21 protein-coding genes are annotated in these 24,489 nt (G+C 61.9%); 10 read left to right on the plus strand and 11 right to left on the minus strand.

Features of this window, described 5'->3' with window-relative positions; all coding sequences use genetic code 11:
- Nucleotides 1–43 precede the first annotated feature (43 nt).
- The 7 genes from rpsP to ACFOGH_RS12450 all read right to left on the minus strand — a co-directional run bounded on the left by rpsP (nt 44) and on the right by ACFOGH_RS12450 (nt 4,556).
- A complete protein-coding gene (gene rpsP / locus ACFOGH_RS12420) occupies nt 44–397 on the minus strand; it encodes a 30S ribosomal protein S16 (RefSeq protein ID WP_380073386.1) in 354 nt (117 codons plus the stop codon).
- Nucleotides 398–437: 40 nt separating this feature from the next.
- Entirely contained in the window at nt 438–734 is a 297-nt protein-coding gene (locus tag ACFOGH_RS12425) for a chorismate mutase (RefSeq protein ID WP_380073387.1), read from the minus strand.
- A complete protein-coding gene (locus ACFOGH_RS12430; protein WP_380073388.1) occupies nt 731–1,261 on the minus strand; it encodes a GNAT family N-acetyltransferase in 531 nt (176 codons plus the stop codon). Before ACFOGH_RS12430 ends, ACFOGH_RS12425 begins: the two co-directional genes overlap by 4 nt.
- Nucleotides 1,258–1,812, minus strand: a complete 555-nt coding sequence (locus ACFOGH_RS12435; RefSeq protein ID WP_380073389.1) for a GNAT family N-acetyltransferase — start codon at nt 1,810–1,812, stop codon at nt 1,258–1,260. The genes ACFOGH_RS12430 and ACFOGH_RS12435 overlap by 4 nt, the downstream gene beginning before the upstream one ends.
- On the minus strand, nt 1,809–2,354 hold the full coding sequence (locus ACFOGH_RS12440) for a GNAT family N-acetyltransferase (RefSeq protein WP_380073390.1): 546 nt from the start codon (nt 2,352–2,354) through the stop codon (nt 1,809–1,811). Before ACFOGH_RS12440 ends, ACFOGH_RS12435 begins: the two co-directional genes overlap by 4 nt.
- Nucleotides 2,351–3,850 carry a signal recognition particle protein gene (ffh, locus tag ACFOGH_RS12445; RefSeq protein ID WP_380073391.1) on the minus strand — a complete coding sequence of 500 codons (1,500 nt, stop codon included), beginning with the start codon at nt 3,848–3,850 and terminating at the stop codon, nt 2,351–2,353. Before ffh ends, ACFOGH_RS12440 begins: the two co-directional genes overlap by 4 nt.
- Before the next feature lie 196 nt (nt 3,851–4,046).
- Nucleotides 4,047–4,556, minus strand: coding sequence for a hypothetical protein (locus ACFOGH_RS12450; protein ID WP_380073392.1), 510 nt, complete (start codon nt 4,554–4,556; stop codon nt 4,047–4,049).
- Between the two features lie 145 nt (nt 4,557–4,701).
- Between ACFOGH_RS12450 and ACFOGH_RS12455 the strand changes: the two genes are divergently transcribed.
- From ACFOGH_RS12455 to xylA, 4 genes are all read left to right on the plus strand, one after another.
- The gene (locus tag ACFOGH_RS12455) at nt 4,702–5,583 is read left to right on the plus strand and encodes a LysR family transcriptional regulator (RefSeq protein ID WP_380073393.1); all 882 of its coding nucleotides are present in this window, start codon (nt 4,702–4,704) and stop codon (nt 5,581–5,583) included.
- A 28-nt stretch (nt 5,584–5,611) separates the two neighbouring features.
- Nucleotides 5,612–6,496: a DMT family transporter gene (locus tag ACFOGH_RS12460; RefSeq protein ID WP_380074003.1), complete on the plus strand. Its 885-nt coding sequence runs from the start codon at nt 5,612–5,614 to the stop codon at nt 6,494–6,496.
- Between the two features lie 63 nt (nt 6,497–6,559).
- Entirely contained in the window at nt 6,560–7,996 is a 1,437-nt protein-coding gene (gene xylB, locus ACFOGH_RS12465; RefSeq protein WP_380073394.1) for a xylulokinase, read from the plus strand.
- Nucleotides 7,993–9,294: a xylose isomerase gene (gene xylA, locus ACFOGH_RS12470; protein ID WP_380073395.1), complete on the plus strand. Its 1,302-nt coding sequence runs from the start codon at nt 7,993–7,995 to the stop codon at nt 9,292–9,294. The genes xylB and xylA overlap by 4 nt, the downstream gene beginning before the upstream one ends.
- Nucleotides 9,295–9,387: 93 nt before the next feature.
- Here xylA and ACFOGH_RS12475 read toward each other — a convergent pair whose 3' ends face one another.
- Genes ACFOGH_RS12475 through ACFOGH_RS12485 form a run of 3 tightly spaced genes read right to left on the minus strand, consistent with a single transcriptional unit; the run spans nt 9,388 to nt 12,320 of the window.
- Nucleotides 9,388–10,356 (minus strand): carbohydrate kinase family protein, encoded by a 969-nt coding sequence (locus ACFOGH_RS12475; RefSeq protein WP_380073396.1) that lies wholly within the window; start codon nt 10,354–10,356, stop codon nt 9,388–9,390.
- On the minus strand, nt 10,353–11,492 hold the full coding sequence (locus ACFOGH_RS12480; RefSeq protein ID WP_380073397.1) for a Gfo/Idh/MocA family protein: 1,140 nt from the start codon (nt 11,490–11,492) through the stop codon (nt 10,353–10,355). The genes ACFOGH_RS12475 and ACFOGH_RS12480 overlap by 4 nt, the downstream gene beginning before the upstream one ends.
- 3 nt (nt 11,493–11,495) lie before the next feature.
- Entirely contained in the window at nt 11,496–12,320 is an 825-nt protein-coding gene (locus ACFOGH_RS12485) for a class I fructose-bisphosphate aldolase (RefSeq protein WP_380073398.1), read from the minus strand.
- A gap of 145 nt (nt 12,321–12,465) precedes the next feature.
- On the opposite strand from ACFOGH_RS12485, the gene ACFOGH_RS12490 reads away from it, so the two are divergent.
- A complete protein-coding gene (locus ACFOGH_RS12490; RefSeq protein WP_380073399.1) occupies nt 12,466–13,833 on the plus strand; it encodes a dipeptidase in 1,368 nt (455 codons plus the stop codon).
- 119 nt (nt 13,834–13,952) lie between these two features.
- On the opposite strand, the gene ACFOGH_RS12495 is transcribed toward ACFOGH_RS12490, so the two are convergent.
- Nucleotides 13,953–14,603, minus strand: coding sequence for a GntR family transcriptional regulator (locus ACFOGH_RS12495; RefSeq protein ID WP_380073400.1), 651 nt, complete (start codon nt 14,601–14,603; stop codon nt 13,953–13,955).
- Between the two features lie 334 nt (nt 14,604–14,937).
- Here ACFOGH_RS12495 and ACFOGH_RS12500 point away from each other — a divergent pair, with 334 nt between their 5' ends.
- The 5 genes from ACFOGH_RS12500 to ACFOGH_RS12520 all read left to right on the plus strand — a co-directional run bounded on the left by ACFOGH_RS12500 (nt 14,938) and on the right by ACFOGH_RS12520 (nt 24,489).
- On the plus strand, nt 14,938–18,732 hold the full coding sequence (locus tag ACFOGH_RS12500; RefSeq protein ID WP_380073401.1) for an Ig-like domain-containing protein: 3,795 nt from the start codon (nt 14,938–14,940) through the stop codon (nt 18,730–18,732).
- Between the two features lie 126 nt (nt 18,733–18,858).
- Nucleotides 18,859–20,076 carry a TolC family protein gene (locus ACFOGH_RS12505; RefSeq protein WP_380073402.1) on the plus strand — a complete coding sequence of 406 codons (1,218 nt, stop codon included), beginning with the start codon at nt 18,859–18,861 and terminating at the stop codon, nt 20,074–20,076.
- A 38-nt stretch (nt 20,077–20,114) separates the two neighbouring features.
- Nucleotides 20,115–22,376, plus strand: a complete 2,262-nt coding sequence (locus ACFOGH_RS12510; protein WP_380073403.1) for an ATP-binding cassette domain-containing protein — start codon at nt 20,115–20,117, stop codon at nt 22,374–22,376.
- Nucleotides 22,373–23,554 (plus strand): HlyD family type I secretion periplasmic adaptor subunit, encoded by a 1,182-nt coding sequence (locus ACFOGH_RS12515; protein WP_380073404.1) that lies wholly within the window; start codon nt 22,373–22,375, stop codon nt 23,552–23,554. The genes ACFOGH_RS12510 and ACFOGH_RS12515 overlap by 4 nt, the downstream gene beginning before the upstream one ends.
- 89 nt (nt 23,555–23,643) lie before the next feature.
- Complete coding sequence (locus ACFOGH_RS12520; protein ID WP_380073405.1) at nt 23,644–24,489, plus strand: flagellar motor protein MotB; 846 nt, start codon at nt 23,644–23,646, stop codon at nt 24,487–24,489.

Here is a 24,489-nt window from a genome sequence, read left to right on the forward strand (position 1 = left end):
GGGGTGAAGGGTGGCGGCTCTGTTGCCAGAGCCGCCGATCAGATTATTCAGCAGCAGGAGCTTCCGAACGTGCGGCTTTCTTGGCGGCCAGTTCGGTCATGCGCTTGCCGGGGACAGCCGATTTCGGGTTCGAACGGGTTTTCTTCGCCAGCACGCCAGCAGCTTCGAGCATACGAGCGATACGGTCGGTCGGCTGTGCGCCTTGACCCAGCCAGTACTGCACGCGCTCCATGTTCATTTTCACGCGCTCTTCGCTGTCTTTGGCCAGAAGCGGGTTATAGGTGCCCAGCTTTTCCAGGAAGCGGCCATCGCGCGGGTTGCGGCTGTCGGTGGCAACGATGGAATAGTGCGGGCGCTTTTTGGAACCACCACGGGCGAGGCGAATTTTCATGGACATTGTGTAGTCTCCTTAGGTTTGGTTGGAACCGCTATTGCGGTTATTTCTGCAGTTGTTCGTGATGCCTGATGACTTCGGAGATGATGAAGGTCAGGAATTTCTTAGCAAATTCGGGGTCGAGGTCGGCTTCTTTCGAAAGCCACTCCAGCCGTTCGATCTGGCGGGCTTCGCGCGAAGGATCGGACGGGGGAAGATCGTGTTCGGCTTTCAGGCGGCCCACGGCTTGGGTGCGCTTGAAGCGTTCGGCAAGGGTGTAGACAAGGATCGCATCCAGACGGTCGATGCTTTCGCGGTGGTCTTTCAGCACCTCAGCGGCGCGGGTGATGGCGTCGGTCATGTCAGGGTCTCCGGTGCAGGATGGCGCCAGATCTGGCTGGAACCGAAGGTTTCATGGGTAAAGCTGCCGTCGCGGCTGCAGCCCATGCGGCGGGCAAGGGCTTGGCTGCGCAGGTTGTCGTCGGCGATCAGGCTGATGGCGGTTTTCCAGCCCAAGGTGCCATAGGCATGGGCGCGGGTGGCGAGGGCGGCTTCGTAGGCAAGGCCACGGCCTTCGCCCTCGGGTGCCCAAAGCGACCAGCCGAGTTCGGGTTCGGGCCAGCCTTCGGGGAACCATGGGCCTGCCATGCCGAGGGCGGCGTCGGTGGTCTTGTCGGCAAGGATGAACATCGAATAGCCGCGATGCAGCCAGTGTCCGGTCAAATGACCAAAGCTGCGCCACGCCTGCGCGCGGCTGACCGGACCACCGACAAAGGCGCTGCGCGGTGAAGCGAGGAAGGCGGCCATCACCTCAAAATCCGCGGTTTTCGGGCCGCGCAGGCGCAGGTTTGCGGTTTCTAACACCGGGATGCCGACGAGTTCGATCATGCGAGCCCCCCAATCTGAACTATCGACGTCAGATCGTGGCGGATCACCACATCGGTGGGGTCAGCGCCGGGGGCGGTCACTTGCACGCCGCCAAGGCGCAGGCCAAGCGCGATCGAGCGGGCGTTGCCGGGGTCGATGTAGTTGTCGAGGTGATCCCAACCAAAGGTTTCATGCGCCCAAACCATCACGCCGCGCGCGCCTTCGGCGGCGATGCCTTTGCCTTCGGCCTTGTCCACCACATACCAGCCGAGCTCGGGTTCGGGGTAGCCAAGCGGTTGATAGATGCCGACTTCGCCCAGATATTCACCGCTCGAACGGTCATCCACCGAGAACGGGCCAAAGCCCATCAGCGGCCATTGCGCAACTTCCGACGCGAAGATGCGCCACGCTTGTTCGGCGGTGAACGGGCCACCTTCCCAGACCGCACGGTCCGAGGCGTAGAAAGCTTGGCGATGCGCGAAATCTTCATAGCGCGGCATCCGCAGGCGCAGGCGCTCGGTTTCCAGCGTCGGGGCGGTGGGATGGGTGATGTGCTGCGGGCGGGTGATCATGCGGCACCCGCGGCGTAATGGCGGAAGGTCAGCGTGGGTTCATCGCCATAGGGATGTGCGGCAGAGGCATCCACCACCGCGCCCATGCGGGACAAAAGCCGATGCGAGCGGTGATTGACGGGATCGGTATGGCTGACGGCGGTGCGGTGGCCCGAGGTGGCAAAGAACCAGTCGCGGGCGGCCACGGCAGCCTCATAGGCCAGCCCCTGCCCTTCATCGGCAGCGTTCCACAGGCTCCACCCCAGTTCGGGTTCGGGATGGGTATCGGGATAGAACGGGCCAATGCCGCCGATACCATCATCCGAGCCTTTACGGGTGACGGTGAACAGGCTGAAACCATGCTTGGCCCATTGATCCAGAAGGCCCTGAAATTCGGCAGCGGTTTCTTCGGCTTTCCACGGCCCGCCCATCAGATGCGACCGCTCGGACGCCCAGAAGGCGGTACTGGCGGGCAGATCAGCCATTTGCGGCAAGCGCAAACGCAGGCGCGCGGTCTCAAGGACCGGGCGCGCATTGGCATCCTGACGCAAGGTGTAGCTCATTTCTTCTTCATCAACCCCGAAAGGCCCGACGGCAGGCTCAGACCGCGCGGCATGCCTGGGAAGCCGCCGCCCATGCCGAGGCCTTGTTTCATGCCTTTGGCGGCTTCGGCCATGGCTTCGGGCGACATGTTGGCCATATCGGGCATGCCGCCCTTGGCCCCCATCATCTGCTTGATGGCGTTTTTCATCGCGCCACCTTTGCCCATTTTCTTCATCATCTCGGCCATTTGCTTGTGCTGTTTCAGAAGCTTGTTGACCTCGGAAACCTCAAGCCCGGCACCTGCGGCGATGCGTTTCTTGCGGGAAGCTGCCAGCAGATCGGGGTTGGCGCGTTCTTTCTTGGTCATCGAATTGACCAAGGCGATCTGGTGGGTCAGCATTTTATCATTGAAACCAGCGGCTTCGGCCTTTTTGGCCATGCCGCCCATGCCCGGCATCATGCCCATCAGGCCCTGCATACCGCCCATTTTCTGCATCTGTTCAAGCTGAGCTTTCAGATCGTTCATGTTGAACAGACCCTTGGCGAAGCGCTTCGCCATGCGTTCAGCTTGTTCGGCCTCGAACGTCTCGCGGGCCTTTTCGACCAAGGCCACGATGTCGCCCATGCCAAGGATACGGCCTGCGACACGTTCAGCTTCAAACGTCTCAAGCGCGTCCATCTTTTCGCCAAGACCGACAAAGCGGATCGGCTTGCCGGTGACGGCGCGCATCGACAAGGCGGCGCCACCGCGACCGTCGCCGTCCATCCGGGTCAGGACCACGCCGGAAATGCCAACTTTGGCGTTGAATTCGGTGGCGACGTTGACGGCGTCTTGCCCGGTCAGGCCATCGACCACCAGCAGGGTTTCGCGCGGCTGGGCGATGTCGCGGACGGCCTGAATTTCGTCCATCAACACTTCGTCGATGTGCAGACGGCCCGCGGTGTCGAAGAATACCACATCATAGCCGCCCATCGCGGCTTGGGTCTTGGCGCGCTTGGCGATCTGCACGGCGGATTCGCCTTTGACGATCGGCAGGCTATCGACGCCGACTTGGCCGGCAAGGATCGCCAACTGCTCCATCGCCGCCGGACGGTTGGTGTCGAGCGAGGCGAGCAGCACGCGCTTGCCATTGCGATCTTTCAGGCGCTTTGCCAGCTTGGCAGTCGTGGTGGTTTTACCCGAGCCTTGCAGACCGACCATCAGGATGGCGGAAGGCGGGTTGTCGATTTTCAGCGCTTCGGGTTCGTCATCGCCCGCCAGCACGCGCACGAGTTCGTCGTGGACGATCTTGACGACCTGTTGGCCGGGAGTGATCGACTTGGTGACTGCTTGGCCAATGGCGCGGGTTTTCACCGCTTTGACGAAGTTGCGCGCCACTTCCAGCGATACGTCGGCTTCCAGCAGGGCGACACGGACTTCGCGCAGGGCGGTGTCGACGTCCGCTTCGGACAGCGCACCGGCTTTGGTCAAGCGGTCGAAGACACCACCAAGGCGTTCTGACAGGCTTTCAAACATCGCGCTCTCCTAGATCAAAACCCCAAGATGGGGGGCTACGGCGGGTTTCCAAGGGCCAATGCGAAACGGCACCTGTGGGCGCAACGCGCTGACAGGTGGCGATCCCGGCATAAGCCAAGGGACCGGAAGCGTTTGCCTCCGGGGGAATTGGGTCGGGCGATACGCGGTTGGGGCGTGGGAGTCAAGCGGGGCTGGGTTATTTGCGTTTTTTCGGGCGCTTTTGGCTCTGGCCGGATTTCTGGTTCAGCCAAGTGTTGATCTGTTGCACGGCTGTCTTTGCGTCTGATCCTGAGCGGAAGATGGCCGATAGGGGCAGGGGCGGGCCAGAGGTGAAATTCAGCACGGCGCGGTAGCTTGGCCCGGCCCTGCTGTCGCCGTCATTGGCGCTGGTTTCCAGCACGGCCTTTGTCACCTCATCCAGCGGCCGAAACTGTTCGCGTGCGCCCATGACGCCAATGCTGCGCAATGTCAGCGTGTTGCTGGGGCGATCAAACACCGCCACTTCTTGCCGAACGAAGACGATAAACACCAAGCCGAACAGGCCAAACAGCAAGGCGAGTGCCGCCAGATCGCTGTGATCATCCGAAAAGAACTTCGCCAGCCAGATCGCGGCGAACAGCAGCATGGCGCAGGCGACGCCAATGCCGATCAGCACGGGCCGCGCACGCAGAACCAGACGATCCGGCGATGAGGAAACGAGCTTCATGGCGGCCTCTGTCGGGTTCTGGCCTTGATCTTAGCATATCCCTAATCAGTGCTTCGCGGAACCCTTACCATTCTCTCGATAAACCTCTTGCCATAGAGGCAAAGTTTGCTGATCCATGTGCGCAAATGCACAGGAGGTCTGCGCTATGGACAACTGGGACGAGATCAGGACTGCCTTTCAGGTTGCAAGAATGGGCACGGTTTCGGGGGCTGCCGAGGTGATGGGGGTGCATCATGCCACGGTGATCCGGCATATCGATTCCTTGGAAAAGCGGTTGGGCGCGAAGCTGTTTCAGCGCCATGCACGCGGCTATACGCCGACAGAATCCGGGCGTGATCTGTTGTCGGTGGCGCAGACCACGGAAGATCAGTTCGGGCAGTTGGCCAGCCGGATCAAGGGGCAAGGTGAGACGGTGGCGGGCGAGTTGGTTGTGACGTCGATCACCGGGATCGCGCATCTGCTGGCCCCGGTGTTTGCCACCTTCCAAGAGGCGCATCCGGCGGTGGTGATCCGGTTTCTGACCGACATGCGCTTGTATCGGCTGGATTACGGCGAGGCGCATGTGGCGATCCGTGCCGGGGCGACGCCGCAGGAACCAGACAATGTGGCGCTGCCGCTGGTGAAGATGCAGATGGGGCTTTATGCCTCGAAAGCCTATGTCGAACGGCATGGCATGCCTGCTGGAGAGGCGGAGTTGCTGCAACACCGCTTTATCAGCATCGACAACCCCGACAACCGGGCGCCGTTCTATCGCTGGCTGCGTGAGCGGGTATCGCAAGACCGGCTGACCTTCCGCGTCAACGAGCCTGCGGCCTCGGAGGCGGCGGTCAAGGCGGGGATGGGCTTGGGCTTTATGCGCGCACATGAGGCGCGGCAAGATCCCGATCTGGTCGAGGTAATGGCGCCGATCCCGGAATGGGACTCGCCGCTGTGGATCGTCACGCATGTGGATTTGCACCGCACGTTGAAGGTGCAAAGTTTCCTGAGTTGCCTGCGCCATTCGGCAGCAAGCTGGTGCAGCCTGTGAGGCTTTTGGCGTGATTCTCTGGACCCGGCTGAGCCAACCTCAACGGGGGCACGTGGCGATGCTGGCATTTTCGGCGCTGGTGGCGGGCAGTTTCAGTCTGGGGGCTGCGGCGGCGCGCTATGTCTCGCCTGCCGCGCTGACGGTGGCGCGGTTTGCATTGGCGGGGGCATTGGTCGGGCTGGCAGCGTTTCTGACGGTGGGCGTGCCGCGCAAGACATGGCAAGCGCCATGGCGCTATGTGATCTTGGGTGGGTTGCTGGCGTGTTACTTCGTGCTGATGTTCTGGGGCTTGCAGACTGCCGAAGCTGTGCCCACAGCGGCGGTCTTTACACTTACCCCGCTGATGGCGGCGGGGTTTGGCTGGCTGTTGTTGGGCCAGATCACCACGCTGCGGATGGCGCTGGCCTTGGCCATCGGGGCGGCGGGGGCGTTGTGGGTGATCTTTCGCGGCGATCTGGCTGCATTGGCCCGGTTTGAGGTGGGCCGGGGTGAGGTGATCTATTTCTTCGGCTGCATCGCGCACTCGCTTTACGCGCCAATGGTGCGCAAGCTGAACCGGGGCGAGCCTGCGCTGGTGTTCACCTTTGGCATGATGCTGGCCGGGTTCGTGATTCTGTGTCTGTGGGGTTGGCGCGATGTGCTGGCAACCGACTGGGCCGCCCTGCCCGCTATCGTGTGGATTTGTCTGGCTTATGTCTCGGTTGCAGCCTCGGCCATGACCTTTGTGCTGCTGCAATTCGCCACGCTGCGGCTGCCTTCAGCCAAGGTGATGGCCTATACTTATCTGGTGCCATCTTGGGTGATCCTGTGGGAAATCGCTTTGGGCCGCGCTGCGCCGCCGTTAAATGTATTGGGTGGCGTTATTCTAACCGCTTTGGCTTTATTCCTGCTGTTGAAGGATGAAGCCGCATAGCGTAAACGTTTTCATAGCTGACATGTTAGCGCTGACAGCGGTTGCGTTCTGGGGAGGACATCTATGTATATCGGGCTTGATCTGGGCACCTCGGGGCTTAAAGGCATCCTGATGGACGAGCGCCAGCAGGTGCTGGCCGAAGCCACTGCCCCCCTGACGGTCGAGCGCCCGGCAGAGGGTTGGTCTGAACAATCGCCCGCCAGTTGGATTGCCGCCGCCGAGTTGGTGTTGGGCAAACTGGCGGCGCAGGGGCTGGGCGCGGTCAAGGGTATCGGCCTTTCCGGCCACATGCATGGTGCTACCCTGCTGGACAGCGCGGATCAGGTGCTGCGCCCCTGCATCCTGTGGAACGACACCCGCAGCTTTGCCGAAGCCGCCGCATTGGATGCGCGGCCAGAGTTTCGCGCCCTGTCGGGCAATATCGTGTTTCCGGGCTTTACGGCGCCGAAACTCGACTGGCTGCGCAAGCATGAACCTGCGGTGTGGGCCAAGGTTGCCAAGGTTCTGTTGCCGAAGGATTATCTGCGGCTGTGGCTGACTGGCGAGCATGTGTCCGAAATGTCTGATGCCGCTGGCACCGCTTGGCTGGATACTGGCAAGCGCGATTGGTCGGATGCGCTGCTGTCGGCCTGTGGCCTGAGCCGGGCGCAGATGCCGCGATTGGTGGAAGGCTCGGCGGTTTCGGGCCATCTGCGCGGCGCGCTTGCCAGCCGGTTTGGCATGGGCGCGGGCGTTGTGGTGGCGGGCGGCGGCGGTGACAATGCGGCCTCTGGCGTCGGTGTCGGCGTGGTCCGGGCGGGTGAGGCGTTCGTGTCGCTGGGCACTTCGGGCGTGCTGTTTGCCGCCAATGATGGCTATCAGCCCGACCCTGCGACGGCGGTGCATACGTTCTGCCACGCCTTGCCGAACACCTGGCATCAGATGGGCGTCATTCTGGCCGCGACGGATGCGTTGAACTGGTATTCCAAGCTGGTAGGGGCCGATGCCGCGACCCTGACGGGCGAGGTTGGCCCACTGCAAGCGCCCGGCAAGAGCGTGTTCCTGCCCTATCTGGGCGGCGAGCGTACACCGCTGAACTCGGCCTCGATCCGTGGCGCGTTCACCGGGCTGGAACATGCCACCGACCGCGCGGCAGGAACCCGGGCCGTGCTGGAAGGCGTGACCTTTGCCTTCCGCGACAGCCGCGATGCGCTGGCTGCGACCGGGACGCAGTTGCAGCACCTGCTGGCAGTTGGTGGCGGTTCGCGATCGGATTACTGGCTGCGCGCGATTGCCACCGCGCTGGATTGCCCGGTCAGCCTGCCGGTTGCGGGTGATTTCGGTGGTGCCTTTGGCGCGGCCCGCCTTGGCCTGATGGCCGCGACGGGCGCAGGTGCCGAGATTGCCACGCTGCCGCAAATCGCGCGGGAAATCCTGCCCGACCCCGCCCTGAAAGACGCCTTTGATGCGGGCTACGCCCGTTATCGCGCTGCACAAACCGCTATAAGGAGCCTCGCATGACCGATTTCTTCAAGAATATCCCTCAGATCAAATACGAGGGCGAGAACAGCACCAACGAATTCGCCTTCCGGCACTACGACCCCGAGGAGGTGATCCTTGGCAAGCGGATGGAGGATCATCTGCGCTTTGCGGTGGCCTATTGGCACAGCTTTGCCTGGCCGGGGGGTGACCCGTTCGGCGGGCAGACCTTTGATCGGCCGTGGTTCGGCGACAGCATGGCGCTGGCCAAGCTGAAAGCCGATGTGGCGTTCGAGATGTTCGATATTCTGGGCGTGCCGTTCTATGCCTTCCACGACGCCGATGCGCGGCCTGAAGGGGCGACCTTTGCGGAATCCCTGCGCAATCTGGAAGAAATCGTTGATTACCTTGGCGAAAAGCAAGCTTCGCACAAGGCCAAGCTGCTCTGGGGCACCGCCAACATGTTCAGCCACAAGCGCTGGATGTCGGGTGCTGCCACCAACCCCGACCCGGAAGTTTACGCCTATGCTGCGGCGACGGTGAAATCCTGTCTGGATGCCACGCACAAACTCGGCGGTGCGAACTATGTGCTGTGGGGCGGGCGTGAAGGTTATGAGACCCTGCTGAACACTGATCTCAAGGCCGAGCGCGCCCATGCTGGACGCTTCCTGCAATCGGTGGTCGAGTATAAATACAAGATCGGTTTCAAAGGCGCGATCTTGATCGAGCCGAAGCCGCAAGAGCCGTCGAAGCATCAGTATGACTACGATGTGGCGACGGTTTACGGCTTCCTGAAGGATTTCGGGCTGGAAAAGGAAGTTCAGGTCAATATTGAACAAGGCCATGCGATTCTGGCGGGCCATTCGTTCGAACACGAAATCGCCACCGCTGCGGCGTTGGGGATTTTCGGCTCGATCGACATGAACCGGAATGATTACCAATCCGGCTGGGATACCGACCAGTTCCCGAACAACCACGCCGAAAAAGCCGTGGCCTTCTATGAGATCCTGCGGGCGGGCGGCTATACCACTGGCGGCACCAACTTTGACGCCAAGGTGCGGCGTCAGTCGCTGGACCCGGAAGATCTGATCCTCGCCCATGTCGGCGGCATGGATACCTGCGCGCGGGCGCTGAAAGCGGCGGCTTATCTGCTGGAGGATGACACGTTGGAAGCAGCCCGCCGCGCGCGTTATGCCGGATGGGAGCGTGAAGGTGCCAAGGCGATGCTGACGCAGCCGCTTGAGGTGATTGCCGAAGCCGTGGTGAAAAACAACATCAACCCGCAGCCACGCTCGGGCCGTCAGGAGCGGCTGGAGAATTTGTGGAACCACTATATCTGAGGGTGATATGCCCAAAGGCTGGGGGTTCACCCCCCCAGACCCCGTGGGATATTTGCGCGCAGAGGATGAAGCTTTGGCTTCATTCTTCGTGGGTTAGAGCAGCGCGGCCAGCGGGGGGATGCCTTCGCTGGCCGTGACGCTTTTCAGCGCGGCGGCGGCGGCGCGGTGGCCGAGTTTAAGGGCCTGTCCGGCGGGCCAATCCTGATGCACGCCATAGATCACGCCGGCGCAAAAGGCGTCTCCGGCCCCGACGGGGCTGAGAATTTCTGCGGGGTCAACCGGGTCGGGGATCGACCAAAGTGCTGTTTCGCCCAACCAAAGCGCGAGGCTGCCGGTGTGCAGGATCACGATTTTTGCGCCCTGTGTTTGCAGGGCCGTTGCGGCCTCGAGCAGGCGGGCGCGGTCGTTGGGGGCGATTTCGGAACGGTTGGTTGCACGGGCGGCCTCGATCTCGTTCAGGAACAGGTAATCTGTTTGTGGCATGATCGCAGCAACGGTTTCGGCAAACTGTGGCGTGGCGGCGGACACAAGATCGACGCAGGTGATCATGCCTGCGGCGCGGGCGCGAGCAAGGAGGCGTGCGGCGGGGGTAGCTCCGCCGGGTTCAACGGCATCAAGAGTGGCGAGCAGGTTGGGATAGCCGAGGTAGAAGATTTTCGCATTCGTGGCAGCGATGGCTTCGATGGGGATATCGGTTTCCGCCAGCGCATCATTCGCGCCGGGATGGTAGAAAAACGTGCGGCTGTCACCGGGGACGTTCATCACTTGGGTATGGGCGGTGGGGTGATCGGCGGTTTGTTTCAGCCAGCGGGTATCGACCCCGGCGGCTGCGCAGGCATCAAGGCAAAGCTGCGCATGGGTGTCCCGGCCAATCAGGCCCACCGCGTAAAGCGGCAGGCCGGTCTGGAACGCGGCGAGGTCCAGCGCGACATTGGCGGCACCACCGCCCACGCCTGCAACCTCGTGCCGGATGCGGACCAGATCGCTTTTCTGTGGCCAAGCGTCGATGCTGTGGACGATGTCGACGATCCAGTTACCCGCGCAGGCGATGCCGTTTCTCATGCGTAGTCTACCGCGACAGTGCGGTTTTCCTTGCCCGCTGTGAGCGCCGCGGTGAGGACGGCGTGATGCGCGGCGGCTTCAAACGGGTGCGCGCAGGGGAAGCCTGCAGCGTCCCCGCCTGCAAGTTCGTCGATATAGGCTGCCCACATCTGCTGGATGGCGTCGGTGAAGCCGAATTCAAAAATCCCGCCAGTGATGCCGGCGAACAGCGGGGTATAGCCGAGGTCTTCGGTCTGCCAAGCCTGACTGCCGCCGTTCTGATAGTGCATGAATTGCCATTGCCGGGGCGATTTGGTGGTGAAATAGGCGGAGCCTTTCATTCCGAGAACACGCAAGGACCACGTGTTCGCCTCACCGGGTGCGATCCGCCAAGTCTTTAGCACCATGGGGAAATGGCCGTAATCGGTCGGCACGCGGGCGGTGACGGTGGCGTTATCCCACGTCTCACACGGCACCAGATTGCCCTTGCCGTCGGGGCGTTGGCTAACCCGTTTCACCAAGGACGCCTGCACGGTTTCGGGACGCCAGCCAAGGCGCAGGGGCACATGCAGAACGTGCATCCCCAGATCGCCCATGCAGCCATACTCGCCGTTCACACCTTGCATCCGCTTCCAGTTGATCACCTTGTCGGGGTTGATATCGGAGGAGTGCAGGAAGCTGGCCTCGACCTCGAGGATTTCACCAACCGCGCCGGATTTCACAAAGTCGATGACTTTTTGCGCGCCGGGATAGAACGGCATTTCTGACGAGCAGCGCACGATCAATTCCGGGTGTGCGGCCACAGCGGCCATGATCGCGCGGTTCTGCGCCAGATCCATGCCGAAAGGCTTTTCGCCGAACAGGTGTTTTCTGGCAGCCAGAATCTCGGGATACATCTGTGCGTGCAGCACATGCGGCACGGCGCAATAGACGGCATCAACGTCAGGATTGGCGAGCAAGGCCTTATAGTCGGTGGTGGTCTGCACCGCGCCCAGATGGGTGGTGAACCAGTCCATCAGCGCGGGGTTGGTGTCACAGACCGCGACGATGCGCGGTTTGGCCCTGGGGTTGGCCAGATGCAGCCAGCGCGCGGCGGCAGAGGCAAATTCGCGCCCCATCAGGCCACAACCGATAATACCGAAGCGGATTTCCTGCATGGCTTAGGCCAGATGCTTGGCAGCGTCGGCGGCGCTGGCTTTGTCATGCACGATCGCCATCAGCGCGCGGGTCATGCCGCCAGGGTTGGCGTGCTGCACCACGTTGCGGCCATAGACGATGCCGCGTGCGCCCTGCTGCATCAGCTCTTGCGTGCGTGACAGGATTTCGGCGTCGGAGACGCGGCCACCACCACGCACCAGAACCGGCACGCCTTGGGCGATTTCAATAACGCGGTGGTATTCGGAGACATTGGTGCAGGGGTCGGCCTTGATGATATCGGCACCCAGCTCGGCAGCTTGGCGGACCAGCGGCAGGATCTTGGTGATGTCACCATCGACCATATAGCCGCCCTTGGAATTGTCCTGCATCACGAGGGGTTCGACCATCAGCGGCATCCCCATGATTTCACATTCGCGCTTCAGCGCATTCACGTTGCGCACGCAGTCGCGGTAAAGTTCGGGTTGATCAGGCAGCAGCAGCAGGTTCACCACGACACAGGCGGCGTCAAGGACAAGACCCTGTTCGACGGGGCGGTCAATGACTTCGGAGTACAGGCTGCGCGGCAGCGGTGTGCCATAGACATTGGCGATATCGGTGCGCAGAACCAGCGCCGGGCGGTTCTTGCCGGGAATGGCTTGCAGGATCTTCGCAGTGCCGGGGGGAAGCTGGATCGCGTCGGGGGCGGCGGCGGCAACGGTCTGGATGGATTTGGTCATATCCTCGATACCGCCAAGGAACGAACCTTCATTGAACATGCCGTGGTCAATGGCCACGTCAAAGCAGTTTCCCGAAGGCGCGAACAGGCGGTTGAGGCGGGCGGTCTTCATGGCGGTATCCTGTGTGTGGAAACGTTTCCATATGGGTATCGGCGGTGGGGGATTCTGTCAACGGGCAAGGAAATTCCTGACAGATGTGTCGTTTGATCGGGCGGCGTAGATCGGCTAGCCTTGGGGCAAGCATAGGAGATTTCGCATGATTTGGCAGACTTATCTCGACGCAGAGCAGGCACGGTTTGTGCAGGAATTGCTGGCGTTTGTGCGTATCCCTTCGGTTTCGGCCAAGCCCGAGAATATCCCGGATGTGGTGCAGGCGGCGGAATGGGTTGCGGCACGGTTGACCGCGGCCGGGGTCGATGGCGCGCAGGTGATGCCGACCACGGGGCATCCGGTGGTCTATGGCGATTGGCTGCATGCGGGGGCGGACAAGCCGACGGTGCTGATCTATGGGCACTTCGATGTGCAGCCCGCCGAGCCATTCGATTTGTGGGACAGCCCACCGTTTGAACCTGAAATCCGCGAGGGCAAGGTGTGGGGGCGTGGGGCTTCGGATGACAAGGGCGGCATGATGGTGCCGATATTGGCGGTGGAGGCGTTGCTCAAGACCACCGGGCGGTTGCCGGTGAATGTGAAGTTCTTCTTTGAGGGGCAGGAGGAGATCGGCTCACCCGATCTACCGCCTTTCGTCGCGGCCAATGTGGCGCGGTTGAGTGCGGATATGATCTTCTCGGCGGATGGGCTGCAATATGCGCCCGATCAGCCGCAGATCGTCGAGGCGCTGAAGGGGCTGGTGAAGGGAGAGATCGTGGTGCGCGGGCCGCGGTCGGATCAACACTCGGGCCTGCATGGCGGCGGGATTGCCAATCCGGCGATGGCGCTGGCGCATCTGTTGGCGTCGATGAAGTCGGCAGACGGGTTGGTGACGGTGGCGGGGTTTTACGATGATGTGATTGATCTGACGCCTGAGGATCGGGCGGCGATTGCGCGGATACCTTATGATGAGGTCAGCTATCTGGCCGAGACCGGGGCGCCAGCGGTGTTTGGTGAGCCGGGGTATAGCACGCGGGAGCGGTTGTGGGCGCGGCCGACGTTGGATGTGAACGGGTTGACGAGCGGTTGGCAGGGGATCGGATCGAAGACGGTGTTGCCAGCCGAGGCGCGGGCGAAGATCACCTGTCGGTTGGTGGCGGATCAAGACCCCGCCAAAGTGCTGGCAGCCTTGGCGGCGCATGTCGAGGCGTATTGCCCGGAAGGTGTGACGGCGGAGTTTCAGGCGGGGCAAGGTGGGGCGGGGCCGTTTTTGGTGCCGTCGGGACATAACGCGACCGGGATTGCGGCGCAGGTGTTGGAGGAGGTTTACGGCAAGGCCCCCTATCGCACGCGGCTGGGGGGCTCGATTCCGGTGATGACCACGCTGTTGGGGGAATTGGGGGTTCATGCGGTGATGTTCGGGTTCTCGCATGATGATGAGAATCTGCACGCGCCGAACGAATTTTTCCGACTGGATGCGTTCCGAAAGGGGCAAGAGGCCTATGTGCGGTTGTTGCAGCGGTTGGGGGCGTGAGCGGTCCCAACTCGGGACCAAAAATTTTGCTAGCAAGATCAATATCTTGATTTTGCGATTTAAGGATTTGTTAACCTGAGCCAGTTGCTGTGGGGTTTTCCGCAGCCAATCCGGGGCTTTCAGGACAATGCGGCGAGCAGGTCCATTGCTGTGATCTGGTCGAATTGCACGTGGCGGTGCATCAAGGCTTCGGCCCCGGCGGCGTCGCGAGCGAAGATCAGGCTGGCAATGGCGCGGTGTTCGGCGGCTGAGGTGGCGATAGCACCCGCGTAGCGATAGCGGGCGCGGTAATAGGCCAGCAGTTTGCGGGCATTGGTCTTGATCATCTCGGTCAGGAACGGATTTCCGGCGGCGAGTGCCACACATTCGTGAAAGCGCAGGTTCAACTGATAATAGGCGTCAGGATTGGCATCGCCCTGATCGCGGGCGAAGTCTTCACAGGCGGCAACGGCGGCTTCCAGTGCCTTGGTCCAAGACACCGACAAACGGCGCGCAGCGAGGCCCGCGGCCTGCCCTTCCAGTTTTGCGTGAACCTCAAGGATCGCGAGGAATTCTTCAAGGCTGGGGCGAAACACCGTTGCGCCTTTGCGCGGCAAGCGGCGCACCAAACCCATCGCTTCCAGCTGCAAGATGGCTTCGCGCACGGGGGTTCGCGATACGGCAAATTCAGCCACAAGCTCGGCCTCGTCAATCACATCGCCGGGGTTCAGGCGGCCTGTGTCGATCCAGGACAGCAGTTTGTTGGTTAGGGTTTCGGTTTGGCCAGCCATGAAAGATCAAAAGACGGAAAACGCCCTCAGGTAAAGGGGGATAGCGGGAAAACTTCATGTAGCGCGCCGCCGATTGTTTCCAAAATACAACCTGAACGCGAAGATTAAGCGAAGCCCACCGCGCATTGGCTGCAAGAAAGAAATCAATCTGTAGCGCGAAAGCCGCAAATGTGGCGGAAATGAGGGGGAAATTCGGCAAAAGCTGATCACGCTTGGCCTAAGCACTAGAAATCGTATCGAAACCTCGGTATCCCTAAACGCAATCAGCCCCCGAAAGTGGGGCGAATAACACGCTGGGCACTAAAGCCCAGGTTTTTTGAGGCGGAGTAGTAAGATGGTAAAAGCGATTGATTTCGCTGTCCGCAATGTTGCGGGCGGTGCGCAGCATGGCAGTGTCGCAGGCGACAGCCAAGGCAACTTCATTCAGGTCGGCTCGGGCGATAGCGTCTCGCTGAACCTGTCGCGTGCAAGCGTTGTGGGCTATGAACAGCAAGGCGGCGACCTGCTGGTGAAGCTGTCGGATGGCCGCACGGTTGTGTTGAGCAACTACTTCAATGAAAATCCCGGGGATGTGAACCATCTCTATCTGTCCTCGGATGGTGAGATCACCGAAGTGATCATCCACGAAGGTCAGGGTGGCGTGCTGGCGGCGGATTACGGCCCTGTCAGCGGTTGGGACAAGTGGAGCCCGCTGGACGACATGCGCTTTACCGCAGCCGACAGTATCTCGGATGTGGCGATGGCTTCGAATGAGCCTGCGGGCATGGCACCGTTCGTGCCGGGTCTGTTGGGTCTGGGCGGTCTGGGTGCGATTGCGGCCGGTGCGGGCGCGATTGCGGTGATCGCCGGGGCTGGCGGCGGTGGTGGTTCGGGCGGTGGCGGCGGTGGTGGCACCCCCGATCAGACGCCCCCGCCGGTGACTGTCACCGAGGGCACCAAATCGGTGAACCATGTCGAAAATGGCGCTGACTATGTGAACGGCGTGGTTATTGCTGGCACCAGCGAGCCGGGCGCAAAGATTGATGTGGTGGTCAATGGCCACACGCAGACCACTGTGGTGGATAACACTGGCCACTGGACAGTGACGTTCCCGACCACGCAGGTTGATCCGGGTGAATATGAAACGCCGGTGGTGGTGAAAGCCACCGATGCGGCGGGCAACAGCACGACCTGGAACGATGTTCTGGTGGTGGATACCGTACCGAACCCGATCAATTTTGACGCGGTGACCGGCGACGACAAGGTGAACTTTGTCGAGAACGAAACCGGGTTGGTGGTGACGGGCACTTCGGTGGCAGGTGCTACCTTGCAAGTGACGCTGAACGGCGTGACCAACACGGTTGTGGTAGGCTCGGATGGGCACTGGACCACGACTTACCCTGTGGGCACCCTGCCCGCTGGCGAATACAATCAAGTGATTACGGCGACTTCGACCGACAATCACGGCAATACCTCAACCTCGAGCCACACCTTCGCAGTGGATACGCAGACTTCGGTGGCCTTCACCGGCACGCCGGGTGGCGATGGCACGGTGAACGCGGCGGAAGCAGCGGCAGGCGTGGTGCTGAGCGGCACGGCGCAGGCGGGGGCTTCGGTTTCGGTGGTTTGGGGCGGCACAACGCTGACCACGACCGCCAATTCCAGCGGTGTGTGGACCGTGACCTATCCGGCGGGTTCTGTGGCGGCTGGCACCTATACATCGACCGCGACGGCAACGGCGACCGACAGCTTCGGCAACACCGCAACCGCAACGCAAGTGGTCAATGTCGATACCGAAACTGCGGTGACGGTGAACAATGGCCAATCTGGCGGCGATGATGTGATCTCGGGCGCAGAGGCTGCGGCTGGCGTTGCCCTGACCGGCACCGCAGAACCGGGCGCGACGGTTGTTGTCACGCTGGAAGGCGTGTCGCATACCGTGACGGCAAGCGCTTCTGGCACCTGGACGGCGAACTTCAGCACCTCTGAGATTCGTCAGGGCACCTATGACTCGGTGGTGTCGGTGACTTCGACCGATCTGGCGGGCAACACCGCTTCGACGACGCATAACCTGCATGTTGACACCCAGACCACGGTTGCGGTGAACGCAGGCCAGGCCGGTGGCGATGATATGGTCAACGCGGCAGAAGCGTCGGCTGGGCTGGCGCTGACCGGCACCGCGGAAGCTGGCGCACGGGTGACGGTGACGTTTGAAGGTGTCACCAAGATCGTGACCGCAGGGGCCGATGGCACCTGGACGGCAAATTACTCCAGCAGCGAAGTGCGCAGCGGCACCTACGATTCGACCGTGCAGGTTTCGGCTGTGGATGCGGTTGGCAACACCGCCACCACCACGCATCTGCTGCATGTCGATACGCAAATCGCTGTGGCGATCCCGGCGGGGCAAGCGGGCGGCGATGATGCGATCTCGGGCGCGGAAAAAGCGGCTGGCGTGACCTTGACCGGCACGGCGGATGCGGGCGCGACTGTGGTTGTGACGATGGAGGGCGTGAGCCACACCGTCACTGCAACGGCAGCGGGCACCTGGTCGGCAGATTTCAGCGCCAGCGAAGTGCGGGCAGGCACCTATGACTCGGTGGTGACGGTGCGGGCTACGGATGCGGCGGGCAACTCGGCAACCGCTTCGCATACCGTGCATGTCGATACCGAAACCCGCGTGGCGATCAATGTCGGCCAAGCGGGCGGCGATGATATCATCAGCGGCGCAGAAGAAGCCGTTGGTGTGGCGCTGACCGGCACGGCGGAAGCGGGGGCTACGGTTGTGGTCACGATGGAGGGCGTCAGCCACACCGTTGTGGCAAGCAACGCAGGCACCTGGACCGCGAACTTCTCGGCAAGCGAAATCCGCTCGGGCACTTATGCTTCAACGGTGACGGCTGTCGCGACCGATGCCCTTGGCAACACCGCGACGACGACGCATGTGGTCAATGTCGACACCGAAGTGGTGCCGTTTGACCGTGCGACGCTGTCTTACGGCAGCGATCAGATCCTGAACGCTGCAGAGGCAGCCAATGGTCTGACCGTGACGGGCCATGTCGAAGCCGGTTCGACCGTGATGGTCAAATTCGGCAGCGGCGCGCAGCATGCGGCCACGGTCGCAGCGGATGGCAGCTGGAGCTATACGTTTGCAGCGGGCGAAATCCCGGCGGGCGAAAACTCGGTGACGCTGACGGCGGTGGCAACGGATCACGTTGGCAACGTCTCGACCATCACCGAGCAGGTGGCGGTGGATACCATTGTGCGCAACTTCACCCATCAGGACGTGATTGCGGGCGACGATATTCTGAACGCAGCAGAGCGCGCCGCAGGCCTGACGCTGACCGGCACATCCGAGCCGTTCTCGACGCTGGTGCTGCATCTGTCCAATGGTTCGGAAGTGACGGCTTCGGTCGGCGCTGACGGGCTGTGGAGTGCAACCTTCCCAGCATCGTCGCTGCCCACGGGCGAAGGCAATATGTCGGTGACGGTGACGGCGACGGACCATGCCGGCAACACCGCCAGCTACACCGACAGCTTTGCCTACGACACCGTGATGCCGAATGATCCGTGGATCACCAACGATGCGGGCACCGGCAACCTGATTTCGGGTATCGCCTCGGCTGCGTCGCCGGATGCGCTGACCTATCACGAAGTTGCGGCTTCGGGTGCGGTGCATCAGTTGCAGACCACGGCGCAGTTCGATGCGGGTGTGGATGTGAACGGCAGCAACGTGCCAAGCCATTGGGCGTTCTTCAACACCCCGGTGGCAGATGGCAGCTATCTGGTGATCAATGACACCGATGCGGCGGGCAACGAGCAAAGCACGCTGTATCTGCGCTCGACCACGGGCGAGGTGACGGTTGATCTGACACGTGCGGGCCTGCAAGGCTTTGACTTTGGCACGATCGATCTGACTGCATCGCACGCCACAGTGACGCTGACCGAGGCACAGATCAACAGCCTGACCGGGGCGGATCACCAGATGGCGATCCGTGGCGGTGCGGACGATCATGTCAACATCGCAGGTGCTGTGGCTGGCGCACATCAGGTTGTGAACGGCGAAAGCTATACGCTTTACACGCTGGGCAGCAGCGGTGCTTCGGTGCTGATCGACGACGATATCAACGTCAACACGAGCACTGGCGTCTGAGCAGGGAAACGGGCCATGCCCAGAAACCGCAAGAACGGGTCCGGGAACGGGGTTAATTACCTCGTCCCGGCGCTGGCAGGGCTTGCCTTGCTGGCGGGATGCATGGGGGGGCCGGAAGCCCCTTCGATGCTGCAAACGCATGAGCAAGCCGGGCCGAATGCGGTGGGGGCCTTGGGGCAACCTGCCGGGTCTGGCCTGATCGGTGATTTGCAGGCGCGCCGCTCGGTTTTGCCGCCGGGCGGGTCTTATGCGAAAATCTCGGATGCCGTGATTCAGGCGGGTTCGGGGGCGGCGCAGGCCGAATTGCGCGTGGCGCAATTGAAGGCCAATGCGCAAGCGAAGAACTGGCTGCCCTCTATCGGGCCATCAGTCAACCTGACCTCATTGGGCGGGTTGGCTGCCAGCTTGCTGCTGGAACAGGCGATGTTTGACAATGGGCGGCGCAAGGCCGAACGCGCCTTCGCCTCGGCGGATGTCGAGGTGGCGGCAGTCAGCCTTTCCACCGCAATGAACCAGCGGGTATTTGACGGCCTGACCTATTACGTCAATGCCCAGCGCGCGCGGGCGCAGGCCACTGTCGCGCAGGCGGCAGCGCAAAAATTGCAGGAATTCAATACTATCATGGGCAAACGCGTGGCAGGCGGTTTGTCGGACGGTTCAGAGCAGCAGGTCTTGAACCAACGCGTGGCCGAGATGCAGGCGACGGTGTCTGTCGATTTGCAGACCGAAGCCAGCCAGATGGCGCAACTGGCCGCCCTGACCGGGCAGCCGATGGCGGGTGTCAACGGCCTCGACACCCTGCCCGACACCGGCAAATCCTCGACCGAGCCGTTGGCGGTGGTCAAGGCGCGGGGCGAAGGCGCGCGGGCGATTGCGCAAGCGCAGATGCAACTGGCCGGGATGAAATTTGGGCTTTCGACCACGGCGGGGCTGGATGAAGGCGGGGTCAATCCCGGCCTGCGACTGAACGGCACCGGGCGGCTGAACCCCGGCGCAAAGGACAACATCGCAGCCTTGCAGCAAACCGGCGATGTGGTGGATCGGCAAACGGCAGAAGCCGCCGAAACCGCCAACCGACGCATCGTGGCGCTGCAACAGCAGAAGGCCAATCTGGCCTCGCGCCGCGCGCAGGGCGCTGAGGTGTTGCAGCAGACGGCAGCGAACCTTGATCTGTTCACCCAGCAATACAAGGTGGGGCGGCGGACGCTGCTGGAACTGGTCGGGCAATACGATGCCTATGCACGCTTGCAGCGGGATCAGGCTTCGCTGGGCTATGACATGGCACTGATTGATCTGGAAATTGCCCGGGATCGTGGGTTGTTGGTAGATGGGGCACGGATGTGAATGACCGGGTTGTTGCCTTTGACATAAACGCGGGCCGGGTGGCTGCGGCTGACGACATCGCTGCGCGCAGCGGTGCCGGGGGGCGCGTGCCACAAGGTCGGCACACGGCACGGGCACTCAGCCGGGCGCAACTGGCAACGGTTTATGCCGGGTTGGCCGGGGTAGAGCTTGCCGTTTCCGATGTGGTCGAGCAGATTCAGCTTGCCTCGGAAGCCGGGCAGTTGGGCTTGCCCGAAGTGGCGCGGGCGTTGCGCGGCTGCGGGCTGAACGCCAAGGTCGATCCGGTGGCAGAGCCGGGGATCGCGCATTGGCCCGCCTTGGCCGAGATGACATCCGGCCAGATCGTTCTGGTGCTGTCGGAAACGGCGGATGGTGTCGAGGTTTACGACACCAGCGTCGATAACATGCGGGCCGAAGTGCCGCATGGAGATTTCCGCCAAGTCTATGCCGGTCGCATCCTGCGGCTGCGGACTTCGGTGGACGAGTTGGAAACCCGCCATGTCGAGGCGACGAAATCTCCGCATTGGTTCTGGGGCGAATTCAAGCGCTACAAGCGTCAGTTGGGCGAGGTGGCGGCAGGGTCACTGGTGGCAAACCTGTTGGCGGTGGCAGTGTCGCTGTTCTCGATGCAGGTCTATGACCGGGTGATCCCGTATCAGTCGGAACCAACGCTGTGGGTCTTGGCACTGGGCGCGATGCTGGCGATCTGCCTTGAGGCGGCGCTGAAGCTGGCCCGTTCGGGGCTGATGGATACCACCGGCAAGCGGATTGAATTGTCGGTGCAGGCGCGGCTGATGGACAAGCTGCTTGGCATGAAGCATGGCCCCGGCCAGCGCAGCCCTTCCAGCCTGTTCGCTGCGATGCGCGAGTTTTCCTCGGTGCGCGAGTTTTTCACCGCCACCACCATCGGCACTCTGGCCGACTTGCCGTTTATCCTGATTTTCCTGGCGCTTGTCGCCTCGATTGGCGGCAATCTGGTTTGGATTCTGGTGCTGGGTGGCATCCTGATGGTGCTGCCGGGGTTCCTGTTTCAGAAAAAGATGGTGGCGCTGACAGCGGCAACGCAGGGCGCTTCGACCCGCGCGGCGCGGCTGCTGTATGAGGCGATCTTTGAGGCTGAAACCGTCACTACTCAACGTGGCGAAGATCGGGTGAAACGGATCTGGGCCGAGCTGTCGATCCTCTCAGCCAGCAAATCCAGCGACCAGCGGCACCTGACGGCAATGCTGGGCTATTGGGCGCAGGGCGTGCAGCAGGCGACCTATATTCTGGCGGTGGTGGCCGGGGCGTATCTGGTGTTCGCGGGCGAATTTACCGTGGGCACCATCATCGCCATCGGCATCCTGACCGGGCGCACGCTGGGCCCGCTGGCATCGCTGTCGTCCACTATGTCTAAATGGACCAATGTGAAATCGGCTTTGGATGGCTTGGATGCGATTGCAGCGTCCAATCAAGCCGAGGAAGCCGGGCGGCACTATCTGCGCCGCGACAAGCTGACCGGCGCTTACGAATTGCGCCATGTCGAATTCCGCTATGATCCGAAGGCGGCGGCGACGGTCGAGATCAATGGCCTGTCGATCCCGCAGGGGCAGCATATCGCGGTTCTGGGCAGCAATGGTTCGGGCAAATCGACGCTGCTGCGGGTGCTGGCGGGGCTTTATGAGCCTTCGGCGGGGCGTGTGCTGATTGACGGCGTTGACATGAATCAGGTGCATCCGCGCGATTTGCGCCGCGGTGTCGGCTATCTGGGGCAGGAAGTGCGGCTGTTTGCTGGTAGCTTGCGCGACAATCTGAACATGTCGCAGCTTGAGCGTGACGATGACCGTTTGCTTGAATCGCTGGATTTTGCGGGTCTTGGCCCGTTTGTGCGCAGCCATCCGCGCGGGCTTGATCTGGAAATCCGTGAAATGGGCGAAGGCCTGTCAGTAGGGCAGCGCCAAAGCATCGGCTGGGCGCGGATCTGGCTGCAAAACCCGCGCGTGGCAATTCTGGATGAACCAACTGCCGCGCTGGATCAGACGCTGGAGACCACGCTGGTCAGCCGCCTGAAAACCTGGCTGGACGGGCGCACGGCGATCATCGCGACCCATCGCGTGCCAATCCTGCAACTGACCAACCGCGTGGTGATCATGCAGAATGGTCGGCTGGTGGTGGATGGCCCGCGTGAAGCTGTGCTGGCGCATCTGAACAACGGCGGCGTGGCCGCGCAGGCCCCTGCCCCGCAACCCGGCGTGGCGATTGGCAGCATCACCCCGGTCAAGAAGCCGTTCACCATGCAGGTTGGGGGTGCCAAACCATGAGCCTGGCCACCTACGACGAAAGCTTTGCCGAGAAAACCCGTGGCCCCAGCCGCACGATCTGGATGATCGTGCTGGTGATGGTGGTGTTTGTCGCCTGGGCCTCGGTGGCTTGGGTGGATGAGATCGTGCGGGCGCAGGGTGAGGTGGTATCCTCGAGCCGGCCGCAGATCATCCAGAACCTTGAAGGCGGGATTCTGGCCGAGTTGAACGTGGCCGAGGGTGATGTGGTCGAACCGGGGCAAACCCTCGCACGGCTTTACGGCACACAGTATCAGGCGGCGGTGGATGAACTGTCCGATGAAATCGCCACGCTGGAAATCCGCCGCCTGCGTCTGTCTGCGGAAATGGAAGGCAACGCTGATTTCACCGTGCCTGCCGCTTTGGCGGCCCGGGTGCCGGATGTGGTGGCATCGGAAAAGGCGCTGCTGACCGCACGGCTGAGCGAATACACCGCCCGCGTCGAAGGTGCGCAGGCGGTGCTGGAGCAGACCTCGACCGAGGCCGAATTGATGGAGAAGATGTATAAGCAAGACATCGCCCCGTTGATCGAAGTCACCCGCGCGCGGCGTGACAATTCCGATGCGAAGAACAAGCTCTCCGAGGCGCGGACCAGCACCAAGATGGAGCGCGCGACGGATTACGCCAAGACCGAAAGCGATCTGGCAGGCCTGCGGCAAAAGCTGAAACTGGCGCAGGATCAGTTGTCGCGCACGGTGTTGGTGGCGCCGATGAAGGGCGTGGTCAACAAACTGTCGATCACCACGATTGGCGGCGTGGTCAAACCCGGTGAGGAAATTCTGCAGATCATTCCGCTGGACGATGATCTGTTCATCGAAGCACGGGTAAAGCCGCGCGACATCGCGTCGGTGCGCGAGGGGCTGGATGCGACGGTCAAGCTTTCGGCCTATGATTATACGATCTACGGCTCGCTGAAGGCGAAAGTGGTGTTCATCTCGGCTGACACGTTCAAGGACGAACGCTCGCGCGATCCGAATGGCGACCCGCATTACAAGGTGACTCTTGCCGTTGATCGCAGCAAATTCACCGAGCGGCAGAAAGGGCTTGAGATCAAGCCGGGGATGCAGGCGGATGTGGAACTGGAGACAGGCGGCAAGACCATTCTGACCTATCTGACCAAGCCCTTGTATAAATCCAGTGAGGCGCTGCGCGAGCGCTAAGGCGTAGAAATAGCTAAAATCCAATCCCTTAAGCTGCGGGAAACCCTGTTGCGCTATACCTGAGTTTGGGTGTGAAACATGGGTGTGTGATGGCCGGGCAATCAAATGCCGCGCCAGTCATCATCAAGCGGAAGAAGATTGTGCAAGGCGGCGGGCACCACGGTGGGGCGTGGAAAGTGGCCTATGCTGACTTTGTGACGGCCATGATGGCCTTCTTCATGCTGATGTGGCTGTTGAATGCGACAACGGAAAAGCAACGTAAGGGCATAGCGGATTATTTCAGTCCGACCATCGCGGTCAGCCGGGTCTCGGGTGGCGGCGACAGCATGTTCGGTGGCGACTCGACCTTCTCGGAAGAGGCACTTGCGCAGAATGGCACCGGAGCCAGCCTCGCGCAGCCCACGGAAAGCAATAAGGCGCGCGGCGAAAAGGGTTCTGCCGAACAAGACGCGGCAGAGGCTGCCGAGCAGCAACGCATGTCACAGATTGCGCAGGCGCTGATGGCGCAGGGCGGTGAAAGCATGACCATGCAGCGGATGCTGCGGCATGTGGTCACGAAAGTCACGGATGAGGGGCTGGTGGTGGAAATCTTCGATCTGCCCAATGCGCCGCTGTTTGTGGATGATACCGCCGAGCCCACCGGTGAGACACGCAAAATCGCTGCCCTGATCGCAGAAGTCCTTGGTTTGGCGGAAAATCAGATCGCCGTGAACGGTCATCTGCGCACCCTGCCGATCACCTTGAAAGACAATCCGGCTTGGGATCTTTCCACCGCCCGCGCGCAGGCTATGCGGGGGATGTTGGAAAGCGACGGCATAGCCAGCGCCCGTATGGCGCGGATCAGCGGCCACGCCGATCGCAAGCCCGCCACGCAAGACCCGACAGCGATCCGCAACAATCGTCTGGAAATCATATTGCTGCGCAAGGACCGCTGA

The organism is Cypionkella sinensis (assembly GCF_042646385.1).
Taxonomy (GTDB): Bacteria; Pseudomonadota; Alphaproteobacteria; order Rhodobacterales; family Rhodobacteraceae; genus Cypionkella; species Cypionkella sinensis.